10 protein-coding genes are annotated in these 17,786 nt (G+C 46.3%); all 10 read right to left on the bottom strand.

Annotated features, from left to right (window positions below; genetic code table 11):
* Positions 1-37: 37 nt before the first annotated feature.
* Entirely contained in the window at positions 38-7,057 is a 7,020-nt protein-coding gene (gene sprA, locus IM792_RS12740) for a cell surface protein SprA (RefSeq protein WP_194102256.1), read from the bottom strand.
* Between the two features lie 146 nt (positions 7,058-7,203).
* On the bottom strand, positions 7,204-7,785 hold the full coding sequence (ruvA, locus tag IM792_RS12745; protein ID WP_194102257.1) for a Holliday junction branch migration protein RuvA: 582 nt from the start codon (positions 7,783-7,785) through the stop codon (positions 7,204-7,206).
* A complete protein-coding gene (locus tag IM792_RS12750) occupies positions 7,786-10,089 on the bottom strand; it encodes an NADP-dependent malic enzyme (RefSeq protein WP_194102451.1) in 2,304 nt (767 codons plus the stop codon).
* 95 nt (positions 10,090-10,184) lie between these two features.
* Positions 10,185-11,600 carry a lytic transglycosylase domain-containing protein gene (locus IM792_RS12755; protein ID WP_194102258.1) on the bottom strand — a complete coding sequence of 472 codons (1,416 nt, stop codon included), beginning with the start codon at positions 11,598-11,600 and terminating at the stop codon, positions 10,185-10,187.
* 66 nt (positions 11,601-11,666) lie between these two features.
* Complete coding sequence (gatA, locus tag IM792_RS12760; protein WP_194102259.1) at positions 11,667-13,088, bottom strand: Asp-tRNA(Asn)/Glu-tRNA(Gln) amidotransferase subunit GatA; 1,422 nt, start codon at positions 13,086-13,088, stop codon at positions 11,667-11,669.
* Positions 13,089-13,185: 97 nt separating this feature from the next.
* The gene (locus IM792_RS12765) at positions 13,186-13,386 is read right to left on the bottom strand and encodes a twin-arginine translocase TatA/TatE family subunit (protein WP_194102260.1); all 201 of its coding nucleotides are present in this window, start codon (positions 13,384-13,386) and stop codon (positions 13,186-13,188) included.
* Positions 13,387-13,427: 41 nt separating this feature from the next.
* Positions 13,428-13,874, bottom strand: coding sequence for a twin-arginine translocase TatA/TatE family subunit (locus tag IM792_RS12770; RefSeq protein WP_194102261.1), 447 nt, complete (start codon positions 13,872-13,874; stop codon positions 13,428-13,430).
* A 53-nt stretch (positions 13,875-13,927) separates the two neighbouring features.
* A complete protein-coding gene (locus IM792_RS12775) occupies positions 13,928-15,250 on the bottom strand; it encodes a peptidoglycan DD-metalloendopeptidase family protein (RefSeq protein ID WP_194102262.1) in 1,323 nt (440 codons plus the stop codon).
* A 17-nt stretch (positions 15,251-15,267) separates the two neighbouring features.
* A complete protein-coding gene (locus IM792_RS12780) occupies positions 15,268-16,065 on the bottom strand; it encodes a DUF4292 domain-containing protein (protein WP_194102263.1) in 798 nt (265 codons plus the stop codon).
* Complete coding sequence (locus IM792_RS12785) at positions 16,043-17,773, bottom strand: tetratricopeptide repeat protein (RefSeq protein WP_194102264.1); 1,731 nt, start codon at positions 17,771-17,773, stop codon at positions 16,043-16,045. Before IM792_RS12785 ends, IM792_RS12780 begins: the two co-directional genes overlap by 23 nt.
* Positions 17,774-17,786: the final 13 nt, after the last annotated feature.

Here is a 17,786-nt window from a genome sequence, read left to right on the forward strand (position 1 = left end):
GCTACTGTGTTCGGTAGTATTTAAATTTAACCTGATGCTATTGCAGCAACAGCTTCAGGTTAATACCAAAATTGGTGAACGATGTATTAAAGCTTTGCGAAGTATAAGGGCGTGTAATATTTGAATCGTAAAAGATATTGAGGTTAAAGCGCTGGTTGATCACGTAGTCAATTGCCGGGCGCAGGGTAATGTTTTGCGCGCCCGATGATATTTCGGCAGATTGAACATCGGCACGATAGATCAATGTTTTATTATCGCGCAGGGCAACATCCAGCTTAAAGTTCACATCGTTATTATTGCGCGAGTTACCGAACAAACCGAACGGGAATTTGAACTTAGTAGTACGATAGCCAAAGCCCAGCACCACAATGTTCTCATTCAATTGCGCTAACTGGCTGTTCAGCAAACTCAGGCTAAGCGTACGGCTCTTGCGGTATTCAAAGTTGGCCGTCATGCTATTTTTAAAGCGGATATCCATACCTACCAGCGGTACGAATTGCTCAAATATGGTAACCTGTGAAAACTGGTAATAAGGCAAAAAGTCGGCATCAACATCCCTGGAGTTCACCGCGCCATTCTGCTCCTGGTATTGCAGCAGCGTGGTATAGCCATTTACGTTGTATGATGAACGATAGCCATGTCGCAGGTCGAACGAGTCGAAGAAATCCGAAAGCAGCGGCATACGGCTTAATCCGCTGTAATTTATCTGCCAGTTAGGTATCGGCACAGATGGGAATGGGTTTAGGTTATAGCTTGCCGCGTTCTTGCCTGTATACGCCGCCAAAAACGAGGTAACCAATACATCCTGCGAGTTTGGCCCGTAGCCATCGGCATAACCATCAGTAACACCTGCCGAGTTAGGGTTGCCCCTACCCAAACGCTGCGATACTACCGAACGGTTTTGCAGGAATTGCTGAAACACGCTCGACAAATTATCAATGCCACTGGTGCCCTTAAACGCCGTAGCCAGCGACAGGAACGACACGCTATAGCTACCCGTAGTTACCGGACTCAGCTCCTCAAACTGACCTGATGTTTGCTGGAATTTATAATTAGTCTGGAAGTTACGATCCTTGGTGCGGAAGGCGATCAGTTCGATACGCAGATCCTTTATCGGTTCAATAGTACCTTTCAGCCTGATATCCTCATTAAAGGTTTTAACGTAGAGCTGATTCTGCAACGAATCGGTAGAGAGCCAGCCATTGGCAACCGCTTTGGCCCTTATATCTGCCTGACTACCCAGCACAAAGGCCAGCCCCGGCGCCCCGTAACCCAGATCCTGCCCGAATACATCGGTAATAGGCATATAGCCCGGCAAAAACGTACCCTCCGTTCGTGTAAGGGTACCGCTCAGGTTTTTTAAACTGGTGAGTAACCCAACCCAAAAACTTCCCTTATTGTTCGGGTTATTAGCCCTGCGGATGAACGGGAACTTGTTGTACAAGCTCACAAAATTCAGCGTCGGGTTAAGCTGAATGGTGCGCGCGTTCTGTATGCTGTTACCTACCTGCAATTGCGGGTCGCGCAGGGAAAACTCCGGTTGCGATTGCCAGTTAAAGTGCGTGCTGTAACGCAATATGGCCGATGTCCAATTCAGGCCCGGTATTTTGTTTATTGGTGTGGTATAGTTAAAGTTTAGCGTGTGGCTGTAATTGGTGGTACGCCCCAGGCTTTTCAGATTCTCCCACAGGGTATCACGCTTTAAACCATTGATACGCCCGGCGGGTTCATCTACTACCGAGAGGTTAGTGGCATCAATATCCATCTGTAATGATTTGGATATATTCCAGCCGATACCATACACACGGGTAATGTTAAAGTTCTTGTTAAATGTTGTAGGTATAGTGCTTGATGGTATGGCGATAGCGTTCAGAGGATCATTATTCAGGCGCAGGGTATTTTCTGAATAGAACCTGTCGAAATTGATACTGAAGTTCAACCTTGATGGCAGCAAACTAAAATTAATATCGCGGAACAAGGCCAGCAGGTTGTTCTTAATGCGCTTCTCAAACGGCGCGTAATATTTAGGCTGATTGCTGTAATTATATGCCAGCCCGAACCGGTAAGTTTTTTGCAGATCGAGCTCGGTAACGTAATCATGGTGCTGATACTCGGTGTAGGCATAGCTCACGCTAAGGTTCTCTACATCCCAAATACGTACCGGTGCCGATGGATCTGTTCGTGCCTTATGTACGTTGGTAAAGTTGAAGCTTTTGCGCACGGTATAATCTTCAGATACCTTACGTATCGAATCGCGCTGCTGTTCGCTTTTGGCGGCGGCCAGCCTGTCTTTCAGTTCAACATCACCCAGGGCAGGGTCAAACTGTGGTGTACCTTTTTGGGTAGATACGTTGATGTAGGCCGGTATGCGTATACCGCTCTTGTTCGGGAAGAACTTGCCCAGCTCGGCATTAGCGGCAACATCCAGCAATTGGTTATCGCTGCGGCTGCGTTCGCTCACGCGGGAATCCAACGCGCCAAAGCCAACGGTGCTTTTACTGCCCGATACGGTTACATCGGCAAAATCGGCCAGCTTGGCGTTAAAGCGTACCGCTGCAGCCCATCCCCCACGTTGGTCAAAGTCCGTAAGACGCAACTCATCATACCATAAGGTAGCAGTTTTGGGCAGGCCATCGTCGTTATCATTTGTTTTAAGCGGATTGCGAATACCCAGCATAATGGTGCGCAAACGGCTCAGATCGGGCTGACCTTTTATTAATACCTTTTTGCCGTTCTCAACATAAGTATATATCGAGTTAAGGGGCACACCTGCATTGTTACGGGCCAGCTTGGCACGGGTTAACAAGGCCAGTTCCAGGTCAATCTGGTTTTGTTCAGGCCATATCGAACCGGGATCGCGTGTGCCGGGCAGCGTGATCTTTAGCGGCACCTCGTATTCGTAATAGTTATCCTGGTAATCAACCCCTAAACGAATAAACGCGCTGATATCATTATCATTTAACTGATCGCCCTCGGCATGCACAAAGGCCTGTAACCTTTTGTACGAGCGCAGATCGTTATAAAATGTTTTAAAGGCGGCTTTTGAGTAACCATCCCTCAACTGATCAACATGCAGGGATAATGATTGTTCGTTAAGCAGCGTATTGGTTTTTAAGTTATTGTAGTTACGCTGGCGGTTAATGCCCGGTGGCACCACGTATGGTATAGGTGTACGGTTACCGTTCTCCTCCAGGTTTACGGCCTGCACGTCAACTATCCTGTTATCAAGCGTTGGGTTGGTGATGCTTGGGTCGGCAATAATATTCAGCGGGTTATTTTCGCGGTTAAAGGCACGCCACTCGCCACGAACCAGTTGCAGGGTAGCGAAACGCATCACCGCGGTATCGGCAAAATTGGTCATGAACATACGCATAAAGCGGATGGCCTTAAAATCCTGAATATTACCTACCGCCTGCTCATACTCGTTTATCGGTATCCTGAACTGGTACCAGTTCACGTTTTGCGTACTGCCATCGGCAAGCCTTACTTGCGATGTTACCCTATCGGTAATAAAATTCTGGCCAACCAGCATATCCGCCGGGCGGATAGATACCCGGTACTGGAAATACTCATCCGTTTGGCTCATGTTGTTATCCCGGTTAATGTCCTCCCCATCGGGCAGCGGTGTTGATGCTGATGTGCTTACACCCAGTTCGCTTTGCGATTGCTCGGTGGTTTTAGAGTTACCCTCGGTACCGTTGAATTTGATATAACGGTCCATAATAGGCACCGACGCCTGGTTCAGCTCGGGCCCCTGGTAGTATTGAAAGTTATCTGATGATGGGTCGGCAGAGAATTGGGTGGCCGCCGTTGGGTTAAGCTGACCGTTAACCTGCTGCACCACGGTTGAGAATTTATTACGCTCGTCGCCATCGTTCATACCATCCAAACCCACATCCTGACGGGCACGCGCGGCAGGGTCGGTATCAAAGGCGTTGATTACCGGTTGCAGCCTGGTTACACGGCCCCATGAGGTTTCATCAACCTTAGTAAAATCGTTATCAACAGGTAAACCGTTCTCTAAACTCTTACGGCCATCCTTTAATATATCTTCGGATATGCTACCCAGGTTAAAGTACAAATCGCCCCCGCTTGAGTTAGGTTTGTAGATGAACGGATCGAGCATCCAAAATTCGATATAACCTACGTTGAGTGATTCAAAATCGTTAGTTTCCAGCTTGCGGAAAATACCGCCCCAGCGCGAGCGCGGGTTTTGCAGCGTACCATCATTATTGATGCCGGTGGTGGCGTAATTATACTGACCACGTAAATTAGGGTAAAACGCCAGGTTAAAGGTTGGCAACAGCAAGGGCTGCCCGGTTACCGATTGACGGTACGGGAACACCTCGGTTTCCAGCACCTGCCTAACGTAGTGGTTGGATAGCTCGGCACGGGTTATGTTGAGTGTGCCGGAGCTATTATAAAATATCGGGTCGATATTATAAAATGCCAGGCGGGCACGGTTGTAACCGTAACGCAGGTCGTCATTAAGTTCCGACTCGGCAAAGAGCTGCGGCGTGCCCGATATTTGCCAGTTGATGTAGCTCTTTATATCGATAACTGATTTGCTGTTCTCAAAATCATCAAGGTACGAGGTGCCATTTTTTGAGCCCGCATAAGTAAGCGCGCCGGGGCTGCCGGGCACTAATTGCGCGAATTCACCGCTTACGTTAAATGATGATTCCTCTTTGGTATTGATGAATGGTATCTTATCAACCATCCGTGTTAAAAAGCGCGATTTTGACGAATAATTACCATCAAAACCCCAAATGGTGTTTGATATCGATTCAGAACCCACAGCCTCATTTTGTGATATAGGCTGCTCGGTAAGGTGCATCATGGTGGCACCCAGAGCCAGTTTTTCGCTGGCCATGTAATCTAACCTTGTACCGAACAATGTTTTTTGCTGAACGCCGAAAAGCTCGTTATTTTCCAGCTTGATATTGATAGGCTGGCCAGATGACAGTAAAGCCTGGTTAAGCATACGCAAACGGCCCGCGCTATAGTCAACCGTATAATCTGTACCCTCGGTTAACACCACTGTACCCGCTGTTACTACCACCGAACCCTGCGGAATATTAGTTGCGTTCAGTAAATACTCTGATCCGCCTTGCGAACTATAGGTACCCTTTATCACATATCGGTTAAGTTGCGGAAAATACTGCTGCGCGATGGTTTTAAGCGAGTCGTACAATGGCTGGTACACATACCTGCTGGATATATCCGTTTCGGCCGGCAGTAGCTTGGCGGCAAGGTCGCTACCAAATGGTTCTAACTGCGGAAACATGATGCGCCCCTGCTGCGAGTCGATGGTAACACCCTCCAAAAAGTCAAAATAGCCATCCGGCTCACGGTCGTTTTGAATATTCAGGTTATCAACCCCGGTAATGCTGAGCCAAAGTTTTTGGTTAAGGTTTTGCCCTTCGGTGGCCACGTATTCTTCAACACTGCTTTTATCATTTAAACGGGCAACGCGCAGCCTGAAATCAGTAGGACTGATCTGAAACGCGCCCAGCGAGTAGATGTTTTTCATCATCAGATCCCACGATGGCAGCCTCGGTTTCAGCAGCTCATTCTTCAGCAACTTTACAAACAGCACACGCGGCGTATTCGGGTCAACCGATACATCGCTCGAAAACTCACCCACCTGGAAGGTTTGCCCGTTATATGTGTACTGGAAAGCAACGGCCAGCACCTCATCATTATTCAATGGATAGTTAAGCGATATATAACCCAGTTGCGAGTGCAGGGTGTACTCCTTATCGGTAAGCTTACGGGCGTAGGTTAGCTTAGCATAGTTATCGGTATTACCACTACCAGCGAATAAACTGTTTACCGCGTTCGAGTTGGTTTGCCTTGCCGCCGCAGGCAGTTGGGTTAACAGGTTGTTTGATTGCTGGGGAAAGCCCGGCCCCGTAAATGCCGCCGGTAATGCCGAGGTACCGCCCTGTATAACGCCGGTATTGTAAGGCTGGTTCTCGCCCATATCCAGAAAAGCCACAATATCGCGCGAGTCGGTAGTGTTGTTGGTACGGTTGGTTGTCCAAACCTCAATTTTGGTAATGTTTATATTTGAGCTGATTAGCGGCAGGTTACGCAACGCGTTATTATAATTATTACGGAAGTACTGCGCCAAAAAGTAGTGCTTGTTAGCCTCATAGTCTGCCGCTGTTACCCTGAATTCGCCTTGTTGCTGGCCATTGGTGATGGTTATGGTACGCGATTGCGACCGTTGTTGCGAAAAGATACTTGTAACATCCAATCGCCCGAAACGCAACTTGGTTTTAACACCAAACAAGGCCTGGCTACCTGTTATTAACGAGGTATTAAGCGGCATGCTTACGTTACCTGCCTCTATCTTTTGAATAATGTCATCCTCGCGACCGGTATAATCTAGCTTGAATTGGTTATCAAACTGAAACTGGGCATCGGTATTGTAATTGGTGGTGATCTTTAACCTGTCGCCAATATTACCGGTTACGTTTAGTTGTATACGCTGATCAAAGTTAAAGTTGAACTGGCTGCGCTGTCGCGAATTGAAAAGCGGATTTTGATTTTTATTTATCTGCCCGGCCAATATCATCTCTGCCGAACCTTGCGGTTTGATGGAGATATCGTTACTGCCAAATATCTTCTCGAACGTACGGCCACGAACCTTGATGCGCGGCACAAAACCCTCCTGCTGCGAATCAAAGGCATACTGATCTGCCGACGACTGGAAGTTTTGCCTGATGGATTCCTTTTGTGTTAAGCGCAAATACTCAGCAAAGCTGATGTAACGCGGCGGGCGCAGCATTAAGGTACCCACACGCTCTATCAACATATATTGATTGGTTTCCGGGTCGTACTCCACGGTGCGCTCCAGATTTGGCGGATCGGGCAAAAAAAAGCCCTCGCGCGAGCGTTTGCTGCGCGATTGCGGCGACTTAATAGGAACCTTTACCCTGGTGGTATCTTTTTTTACCGGGTTCTGCTGCGCAAATGCTTCGCCAAGTCCGCCCAAAAGGCAGCACAAAGCAACGCAAAGAATAAGTTTTCCGGTAAAAATCCCTTTCAAAAAGTAAAGCTTAAATAATGGGTAATTTATGTACTTTTTATTAAATCTTGCTAATCAGTATTGCCCACAAATTTTATCGCGGGTTTAACTTTATCAGGGGGAGAAAAACATAGGGCAAACCGGCAAAAACCGGCCTGCCTGTATTTTTATAAGCTTTTTAATGCAAACTTAATCAGCTGCTCAACCGTAAGTTCGTCACTGTTACGCTTAAGCTCCAGGTCTATCACCTTCTCAGCCGCGTTGCGTGCAAAACCAAGGGTTACAAGGGCGGTGAGCGCCTCGTCCTTCACGGTTTTATTAACCACAGCCTGAGTTAGTGTATCAGGGCCTTCCTTACGCAGCTTATCCTGCAACTCAAGTATAATACGTTGAGCCGACTTAGGGCCAATGCCCTTGATGCGCTGTATAAGTGAAACATTACCATTTATAATAGCTGCCTGTATCTCATCAGGGGTGATGGATGACAGCATCATGCGTGCGGTATTTGGCCCGATGCCCGATATAGAAATTAAATGCAGAAACAAACGCCTTTCTCCCTCCTCAGCAAAACCATACAATGTATGGGCGTCCTCTTTTACGTGGAGCCACGTAAAAAGTTTAACGCTTTCATCCTGTAGTTGTGAAAAAGTGTTTAGCGAAATGTGTATGTGATAGCCCACGCCGCCGGTTTCAACAACCACGTACGCGGGGTTTTTAAAAGTAAGTTTACCACTAATGTAAGCGTACATCTATTTACGTTTTGATAAGGTTTTGGTGGCCGCTTTTTCTTTTTCCTGCGCATCAATAACCGCGATGGTTACCATGTTCACTATCTCGCGTACAGAGCTGCCCAACTGTAACACGTGTACAGGCTTTTTCATACCTAATAATATAGGGCCAACAGCCTCGGCTCCACCCAGCTCCTGCAACAGCTTATAAGCAATGTTGCCCGATTCAAGGTTAGGGAATATCAATGTATTGGCCGGTTTACCCTTCAGTGTTGAGAACGGAAAGTTATCCGCCATCAGATCGGCATTCAGGGCAAAATTGGCTTGTACATCGCCATCCACAACAATATCCGGATATTTTTGATGTAACATCTTTACGGCCTGACGGCTTTTTTCAGGCACATCACCATCGTTCGATCCAAAGTTGGAGTATGACAGCATGGCCACCCTCGGATCAATACCAAACTGGCGAACGGTGCGCTCTATCAGTACAGTAATATCTACCAGTTCTTCAACCGTTGGGTCAACATTAACGGTAGTATCACCAAAGAAAACCGGGCCTTTAGGCGTTATCATGAGGTACATACCCGCAACACGGTTAACACCATCCTCAATACCGATGATCTGTAAGGCAGGCTTTATGGTAGTACCGTAGTTTTTTGTCAGGCCTGATATCAGCGCATCGGCCTCACCGAATTGTACCATACTGGCCCCGTAATAGTTACGGTCGGTTATCATTTTGCGGGCCTCTAACAAGGTTACCCCGCGGCGCTGGCGTTTTTTATACAGATACTGAGCGTATTCCTCAAAACGTTCGCACTTACCCTCGCGCGGGTCAATAATATGCACATCATCCAGGTCAAGGTCATTTTCGCGGATGATCTGTTTTATCTTATCAATATTACCAAGCAAAATAGGCTGGGCTATGCCCTCATCCTTAACTATCTGCGCGGCACGTAATATCTTGTAAGTATCGGCCTCGGCAAATACTACCTTTTTTGAGTTTTGCTTGGCCTTGCTGGTCAGGTTACGCAGCAATTTATCAGTACCACCTAAACGGCTACGTAATTCTTCGCCGTAGGCATCCCAATCGGTAATTACACTGCGTGCCACACCCGAATCAATAGCGGCTTTAGCCACCGCGGCAGATACCTCGGTAATAAGGCGCTGATCCATCGGCTTGGGGATAATGTAATCCTTACCAAATTTAAGGTTGGTAATGTTATAGGCCAGGTTTACTTCCTCCGGTACAGGCTTTTTAGCCATTTCGGCAATAGCGTGTACGGCGGCTATCTTCATTTCCTCGTTAATGGCTGTAGCGCGCACATCCAGCGCACCACGGAAGATGTATGGGAAACCCAATACGTTATTCACCTGGTTAGGGAAATCGCTGCGGCCGGTGGCCATAATAATATCCTTACGGGCGGCAACGGCTATATCATAGTTAATCTCAGGCTCGGGGTTAGCCATAGCGAATACGATGGGATTTTTAGCCATCGCTTTCAGCATATCGGGGGTTACCACATTACCTGCCGACAGGCCAACAAATACATCGGCACCCTTCATGGCATCGGCCAGTGATTTTATATCCTTGCGCTCGGTAGCGAATTCCAGGCGGATATCGTCCAGATCGGTACGATCAGGTGTTAACAAACCATTGATGTCAAACATCACCAGGTTTTCTTTTTTAACACCCAGCGACAAATACATTTTTGAACAAGAGATAGCCGCGGCACCAGCGCCGTTCACCACCATCTTTATCTTATCGAGTTTTTTGCCCTGTATCTGGCAGGCATTCATCAGTGCCGCGCCGGATATAATGGCCGTACCATGCTGATCATCGTGCATTACCGGGATATTCATCTCGGCTTTTAGCCTGCGCTCTATCTCAAAACAGGTTGGGGCTGATATATCTTCGAGGTTAACGCCGCCAAAAGTTGGCTCAAGCGCTTTAACAATATTTACAAAATCATCAACCGACTTAGCGTTCAATTCCAGATCGAATACATCAATATCGGCATATATTTTAAACAGCAGGCCCTTACCTTCCATAACCGGCTTGCTGGCTTCAGGCCCAATGTTGCCCAAACCCAAAACAGCGGTACCGTTACTAATTACAGCAACCAGGTTACCCTTGGCGGTATATTTATATACATCTTCGGTATTATCGGCTATGCGCAGGCAAGGCTCGGCAACGCCGGGCGAGTAAGCCATAGTAAGATCGCGCTGAGAATTGGTAGGCTTGGTTGGTACTACCTGTATTTTACCGGGACGGCCCTTTGCATGGTAATCAAGGGCATCCTGTTTACGGTTGGGTTTATTCATCATCTCAAATTGAAGGTCAATGGGCCAAAATTACAATACTTTTAGCGAGCGCCGCAAGTTATAATTTCGACCCATTGATTATGAGAGCTTTATATTTAAACACCGCTTATCTTAAGCGTCATTCCGGGTTGTATGCGGCCTTTGCGTAAGCCGTTAAGTTCTTTAATTTTTTCAACTGAGGAGCCTTCAAACTTGGCGGCAATTTCGCTGAGCGTATCGCCACGCTTTACTTTGTAGGTAACAAACTCCTTTATCTTTTTAGGTGATGATTTTACAGTTGATGCCTTTTCGGGCGGAGTTAGGCGCAGTATCTTACCAATTACGGCCTTATTGTTACGCAGATTGTTCCACACTTTTAAGTCCTGCACCTCAACGCCATATTTATCGGCAATGGCACCTAAAGTTTCGCCGTTACGAATTTTATGTACCGATGCCTTAACCGTTGGGGCATCGGCATCCTCTCCCCCATCATTACCGGTGTTTGAGGCGTACCTAACCCTGGCAACCGGCGCGTTAAAGCCCGAACCATTCAGGGCCTCATACAAGGCGGCATAATTTTCTTTAGCGGCCTGCGGTATCACCAATCGGCGTGGCGCTTGTGCCGTACCATTAACTATCTGCTTTTTGTAGGCCGGGTTAAGCAGGCAAAGCTCTTTCATATCCACATCAAGCACCTTGGCTATGCCTTGCAGCGGCACAAACTTGTTTACCATTACGGTATCAGTTTTTATTGAGAAGCTGCAGGCTTGCGGTACTATATTGTGGTGTTTATAATAATTCATTACATAAGCCATGGCGATGAACGCGGGTACATAGCCACGGGTTTCGGCAGGCAGGTATTCACGTATCGACCAAAAATCGTTAGCGCCGGCTTTTTCAACAGCCCTGGTTACGGCACCCTTACCACAGTTGTATGAGGCAATGGCCAGCAGCCAATCGCCAAATTCCTGGTAGGCATCACGCAAATAACCGGCAGCCGCGTAGCTGGCCTGTATAGGGTCTTTACGGTCATCTACATAATTATCCATTGATAAGCCGTACAAACGTGCGGTAGCGAACATAAATTGCCACGGCCCGGTAGCGCCCACACGCGATACGGCGTTGGGGTTAAGCTCTGACTCTACTATAGAAAGGTATTTAATTTCTTCGGGAACGCCCATATCACGAAAGGCTTTTTCGTAGATGGGGAAATAATATTGTGATTTACCGATCACATCAGCCATACCACCTTTGCGGCGGGTGTAGGCATCAATGTAGCTTTGTACATACTCGTTATAATCGAGCTGTATATCTTTTTGTACAGAATCTAAACGACGTTTAAATATGCTGAACTCCTGGCTAGCTGGTGGAATTACCTGTGCCGCTATTGGCACAATAATGGTATCTTTTTGCTGGTGGTAGCCTACTGCCGGGGCTACTTTTAAAAGTTTGTATCTGCCGGTGTCAATACTGTTTGCTTTAACAAGCTGGATAGATAAAAAACAGATAAAAAACGTAAATAATCTCTTCATTCGTTAGGGATTTTTATACGGTTAGTAAAGGCGCATAGTTGCGCAAATTACTAAAGTATTAATTTTTTATAGTTTGAGGAAATATTCGGCGAAATTGAATAGATCCTGCTCTGCAAAGTGTTTGGCTAACAATTGTAACCCTAACGGCAAACCTTTACTATTATTGCCTACGGGTAAAGATATTGCCGGCACCCCGGCTAACGATGCCTGTACTGTAAATATATCGGCCAGGTATGAACGTACCGGATCGGTTTCCCCCTTGCCTATCTCAAAAGCAGGCTCGGGCGCGGTTGGCACCAATAAAAAATCGTACTGGTTAAGTATCTCCTCTGTTTTGCTGCGTATAAGCTTACGTACCTTTTGCGCCTTGGCGTAGTAGGCATCATAATAACCGGCGCTAAGTACAAAGGTGCCCAGCATAATACGGCGTTTAACCTCTTTGCCAAAACCTTCGGAACGTGATCTTTTATAGGTGGATTGCAGATCGGTAGCTTCAGGACTGCGGTAGCCATAGTGTACCCCATCATAACGTGCCAGATTCGATGATGCTTCGGCCGTGGCCAGTATATAATAGGTAGGCACTAAATAATCCAGGTATTCAAAGCTGATTGGTTCAACCGTATGGCCTTCGGCACGCAGTTTATCAATGGTGTTTACCATAGCGGTTTTAACCTCGTTATCAACCCCGCGGCTTGATACAGCCTCCTGCAAATAAGCTATGCGTTTTTTTGAACCATCGGCCACAACCGGCGCGGCATCAACTGCCTTGCGCGATAGTGTGCTGTCGTACTCATCAACCCCGGCCATTATCTCGTAAAGCAGAGCGGCATCCTCAACCGAACGGGTAATAGGTCCTACCTGATCAAATGATGAAGCATAGGCAATAATACCATGACGCGAGATACGGCCATAAGTAGGTTTAAAACCTATCATACCACAAAATGACGCGGGCTGCCTTACCGAACCGCCGGTATCGGTACCAATGGCGGCGTGGCACATATTGGCCTGCACAGCCACTGCCGAACCACCCGATGAACCACCCGAAACACGGTTTTCATCGGCCAGGTTGCGTACCGGGCCATAGTACGAATTCTCGTTAGCGGCGCCCATGGCAAACTCATCGCAATTGCAACGGCCAATGATCACCGCATCCTCAGCAAGCAAACGCTTTACTATGGTTGACGAGAAGATAGAAGTAAAATTTGAAAGGATTTTTGATGAGGCCGATACCTTGTGGCCTTCGTAACAGATGTTATCTTTTATAGCGATAACCATACCGGCCAAACGGCCAGCCACACCTTGCTTTATACGTGCATCAACCTGTTTGGCATGCGCGGCAGCCTCATCGGCAAACACCTCGTTAAAGGCGTTGAGGTGCGCGTAAGTTTTTATCTGTGAAAGATAACCGGCAACCAGTTTCTCAACAGTTACCTCTCCGCTTTTCAACTTACTTTTTATTTCAGTTAAAGAGGAATAGAATTTAGCCATGGGGCTAAAATAAAAAACTTATCCGTTGAAAGTAGAATTATCAACAGATAAGTTTTAAATACCCTTTGTCGCCCGGTAGGCGAAATTAAATCAAACCTTATGAGTTTGCTTTGGTGGTGTTAGTATGCTCGTCGGTATGCGTGCTTGTAACGTTGTCGCCAGACGGGTTGTTGCTTGCGTCTTTAAACTCTTTAACACCTCTGCCTAAACCTCGCATTAATTCAGGAATTTTTTTACCCCCAAATAATAACAAGACCACCACAACGATTACAATAATTTCCGGTGTTCCTAATCCCATGATCTTAAATTTTATGTATGATTAAATAATTCTGTTAAATATTAACCTTTGTACTCAAACGTATTTGCCGGCCTGGTAAAATCAGGCGTTTTAACTTCGGGCTGCTCATCAGCACTGTTATCCTCAGTATTGTTGGCAGCAACCTCTGTTTCGGTATCTACGTTATTTTCAGGCTCGTGGTTGTTGTTAGTATCAGTTATTTCAGCAGCGGTATTATTTTCTTCGGCCGCCTTGCTTTCGTCGGCAGGCTCCTCGGTGCTGGCTATTTGCTTTGTTTTGCTTGGCTTATCCTCGTCAAAGCTATTGATCTGTTTATTGATCTCGCGCTTTACATCCTCTGATGCATCCTTAAAATCACGTATGCCCCTGCCCAGGCTGCGTGCCAGGCCGGGCAGCTTTTCGCCACCAAACAAAAGCAGCGCAACAAAAAATATCAGCATCAGTTCGCCCGTACCAATATTCAAAAACAAAAAAACTGAATTGTGCATGATATTCAATTAGCTTACAAATATATACAATTAGTGTGTTATATAACTTTTAATTAATCAGGCGCAAGCCATATTTTAGGGTTTACCGGTGTTTGGCCTTTGTAAAGGTCAAAGTGAACTTCGGTTTCGCCGGTAGCGCCATCGGTAGCTACAACGCCTACCGCCTGCTTGGTAGTTACCTTTTGTCCGCGTGATACACTTGCCGAACGCAGGTTAGAGTATGCGGTAAAGTACTCGCCGTGCCTTATTACTACAAGATACGTGCCGCTTACGTTAACCACGTTACTTACCTCGCCGTTAAATACCGCGCGTACCGTAGCCCCGCTGCTGGTGCGAATATCTATACCTGTATTTTCGGTTCTAATACCCTCGATATAGTATATACCAAAACCTTGCGAAATTGAGCCGCTGGTTACCGGCCACGGCAAACTGCCACGGTTACCCAAAAAGTCGTTCGACAGTCGGGCTGCTTCAGGTGTGGCGTTCAATACATCACTATTACTTGAGTTTTTGGTAATTTCTTTAGGCTTGTTAGCTGCAACCGGCGCAGGCTTATTATCCTTTTCGGCGGCCGCGACACGGGCACGTTCGGCTGCCGCGCGTTCGCGGGCTTCTTCTTCGGCCTTGCGTCTTGCAGCAGCGATTTCACGCTTAACGGTAACGGCTATCTGTCTGTTTATTGAACTTATCTGTTTAGATTTAGTGCGTTGTTGTTGTTGAAGATAACCTTGTTGTTTTGATAACTTACTTACCACCACAGCTTGGTCTGACCGTTGCCTGTCCAGATTTTTCTTTTCTTTCTCCTGGTCTTCAAGCAGGGTACGTTTTTCTTTTTTAGAACGATCGAGCTGATTTATCTTAACACCCAAATCTTTCTGTGTGCCTTGTATCGATTCGGCCTGGCGCTGGCGGTAATTACCAAACTGTTGTAAATATTTTAGTCGTTTATAAGCCTGATTAAAATCGTTAGCGGCAAACACAAACATCAGCTTATTATAAGCGCTTTTGTTGTGGTAGGCAAACAACACCATGCCTGCATAATCTTTTTTTAGCTGATCCAGCTGGCCTTGCAGGGTATGTACTGTATTGGTATTCTCTGATATCTGGCTATCCAGATTACGTACCTCTTTGTTAATGGTATTGATCTTATCTTCCCGCAGATTAATTTGAGCCTTAAGTATATTAAGCTGTTTTAAGGATACGCTTTTATCTTTTCTTACCTTATTGTATTCTCGGTTGAGCTCCTCAAGCTCATCGTTAAGTTTTTCTTTACGGCGCTTTAGTTCGGCACTGCTTTGGGCAAAGATATCTTGCGCTAAACAACTCGTTACAATAACTGTAAGTACGAATAATAATAACAGTCTAAAAAATTTCATTAAGCTTATTTAAGGGGTCACTCGGCAGCGGGCGAATACTTATCAGGTATACTGAAGGGGTAATCTAACTGCTGGTCAAACTCAACTTTATTGTAACGCAAATTAACCTGTATTTTTTGTTTTTTCACAACAGATGCGATATCAATTTGCGATGGCACCACTTTATTATCCGGCGTTTGGATAAATGTGTTGTTGGTTACCTGTAACGATTGCTGCAATTGCTGGTTGGCCAAAGTGGTTTGTGTTACGCGCATATCGGCACCTAAAACCAGCTTGTAAACCAGCTCATCCAACTTGCCCGAGCCGGTGATATTTGGGGCCGATGCCTCAAAGGTTATACTATCATTAAGCAGTTTCGGGATGGCGTTGCCTACCAGTAACGATTGCAGTGTGGTATAATCTATCTGCTTGCTGGCAAATTTGTGGATATAGTTGAACGGCTTTTTCAGGTATACACCCTGAAACTTGTTCACCACCTGTATACTATCGGGCGTTATCAGCGCGCGGGCTACCTCAACCCCTAATATAGCGGTTACCGATACCCATATCTTTTTATCGCGGTTGATGCGGATATTCAAGGTAACATCCTGATTATTACCGTTAATATTCAGCTGTGTTTTGGCCTTGGCCGAAAAGGTATTAAAGGTAAGCTGCTTTGCACGGATGGCCGTAAGCCTTGCTTCCACATCGCTGGCGGGCTTTACGGCCGTTGTTGCGTTGCGGTTAACCACTACCTGTTTTTTTGATTTACAGCTTGCAAAAACTATAAGGCCCAGGCTTACCAGTAATATTTTATTCCACGTATTTTTTTTCATTTATCTTTCGCTCTAACACTGCCGAGCGGCTGCCGTTCTGTTTCGCTTTTTTCCAGTTTTGTAAAGCAGCCTCGGTATCGCCTAAATAAAACATTATATCGCCATAATGTTCTGTTTGTACCGCACTATTATTTTTATCGTGCACCAATGCCTTCTCTATCCACACTTTTGCTTCGGCATACTTTTTTTGTTTAAAAAGTATCCAGGCGTAAGTATCTTCAAACGAGGCGGTATTGGGCTGAATTTCGTTGGCACGCTTAGCCATTTGGGCTGCCTTATCCAACTGCTCTCCTCTTAACGATAAATAGTACGCATAATTGTTCAGCGTAAACGCATTATCCGGATTATAGGTAAGCGCCTTGGTATACGCATCGTCCGATGCCTTATCATTCTTCAGTTCGTGAAAGCAATCGCCCAGTACTGAATAGATATACGCCCCCAGGTTATTATCGTCACCGTTTAGCGCGGCGGCATTCTTTAAATAACTTAAGGCTTTCGACAAGTTCTTTTTTTGATAATAAGCCGTACCTAATAAATAATTCATCCAGGCCTGGTTAGGAAAGTACGTCATGGCTTCCTCACCAACCTTTATAGCATCGTCTATCTTATTTTCCGACAGCTCTATGCGCACCAATTGCTCATAGGCGGCGTAGTTATCCTTACTTAACTGGATAGCCTTTTGAAACAATGGCTTGGCATCGGCATACTTTTCGTTTTGCACCAGCATATCGGCATACAGTGCCTGCGCCCTGGCATCATCAGGATGGGTGGCAGACAGTACACGACTCAGCTCCAACGCGCTGGAGCGGGCGGCGGGGTCCTGCAACTTGGGCAGGTAGCCTAATATGATCTTGATCTTTTGGTTAACATCAATATCCGGACTGGCAAAGGCGATGGTAAGTTGCTTAAAGCTCCCTTCCAGATTTTTTTGATCCCGGTAGATATCAGCCAGTGCCAAATGCAGCATGCCATTATCCGGATTAAGTTTGGCTGCCTGCTCTAATACTTTCAACGCCTTTTCGCTAAATCCGTTGGAGTTATACAGCTCGGCCTGTAGTAAATAATAGCGTAACTCGGTAGGGTTGGCAGCTATCATTACATCCAGCTCGGCCGTGGCTTTGTCGAGCTTGTTTTGTTTAAGGTAAACCTTTTGGCGGTTGATCAGCAGATCATCGGTCAACCCGGTTATACCTTCCAGTTGATTATATGCCGTTAGTGCCTGATCATATTTTTTTTGCAGAAAGTAGGCGTTGGCCTTATCAAAATAATAATCGGGCTTTTGGTTAATGCGTATCAACTCGTTGTACACATACTCCAGCTTATCAAGCTCATTGGTCTTTTGATAGCTATCAGCCAGTGCCACCCAATACCACTCGTTATCGCGATTAACGGTAACGGCGCGCTCAAGCAATACCTGCGCGTCCTCCTCCCGCTTTTGCGATTTACGCAGGGCGGCAAGCTCGTACATGGCGGCATCATTGGCAGGGTCTATCTGTAAGCAACGGTTAAACAGATCGGCAGCCAGGGTAAAGTTCTCGATGGTTTTCTCCCTTATGGCCGAAAAAAAAAGCTGCTTCACCATAATACTGTCCAGCGAGGTCATGGGTTTGCCCACAACCATTACCACGCCGGTACCCTTCGCCCCTTTTTTACTTTGGGCAATGGCCACAGCGGGCAGCATCAGTATAATGATAAACAACTTTTTCATCTCTCGCAAAAAA

It is taken from the genome of Mucilaginibacter sp. JRF (genome assembly GCF_015223065.1).
In the GTDB taxonomy this organism is placed as follows: Bacteria; Bacteroidota; Bacteroidia; order Sphingobacteriales; family Sphingobacteriaceae; genus Mucilaginibacter.

Coding starts and splice junctions, on each gene's coding strand:
- IM792_RS12780 (WP_194102263.1), bottom strand. CDS start 16,065: ATGAAAAAAAATACGTGGAATAAAATATTACTGGTAAGCCTGGGCCTT.
- IM792_RS12765 (WP_194102260.1), bottom strand. CDS start 13,386: ATGGGATTAGGAACACCGGAAATTATTGTAATCGTTGTGGTGGTCTTG.
- ruvA (WP_194102257.1), bottom strand. CDS start 7,785: ATGTACGCTTACATTAGTGGTAAACTTACTTTTAAAAACCCCGCGTAC.
- IM792_RS12755 (WP_194102258.1), bottom strand. CDS start 11,600: ATGAAGAGATTATTTACGTTTTTTATCTGTTTTTTATCTATCCAGCTT.
- IM792_RS12770 (WP_194102261.1), bottom strand. CDS start 13,874: ATGCACAATTCAGTTTTTTTGTTTTTGAATATTGGTACGGGCGAACTG.
- IM792_RS12775 (WP_194102262.1), bottom strand. CDS start 15,250: ATGAAATTTTTTAGACTGTTATTATTATTCGTACTTACAGTTATTGTA.
- IM792_RS12785 (WP_194102264.1), bottom strand. CDS start 17,773: ATGAAAAAGTTGTTTATCATTATACTGATGCTGCCCGCTGTGGCCATT.
- gatA (WP_194102259.1), bottom strand. CDS start 13,088: ATGGCTAAATTCTATTCCTCTTTAACTGAAATAAAAAGTAAGTTGAAA.
- IM792_RS12750 (WP_194102451.1), bottom strand. CDS start 10,089: ATGAATAAACCCAACCGTAAACAGGATGCCCTTGATTACCATGCAAAG.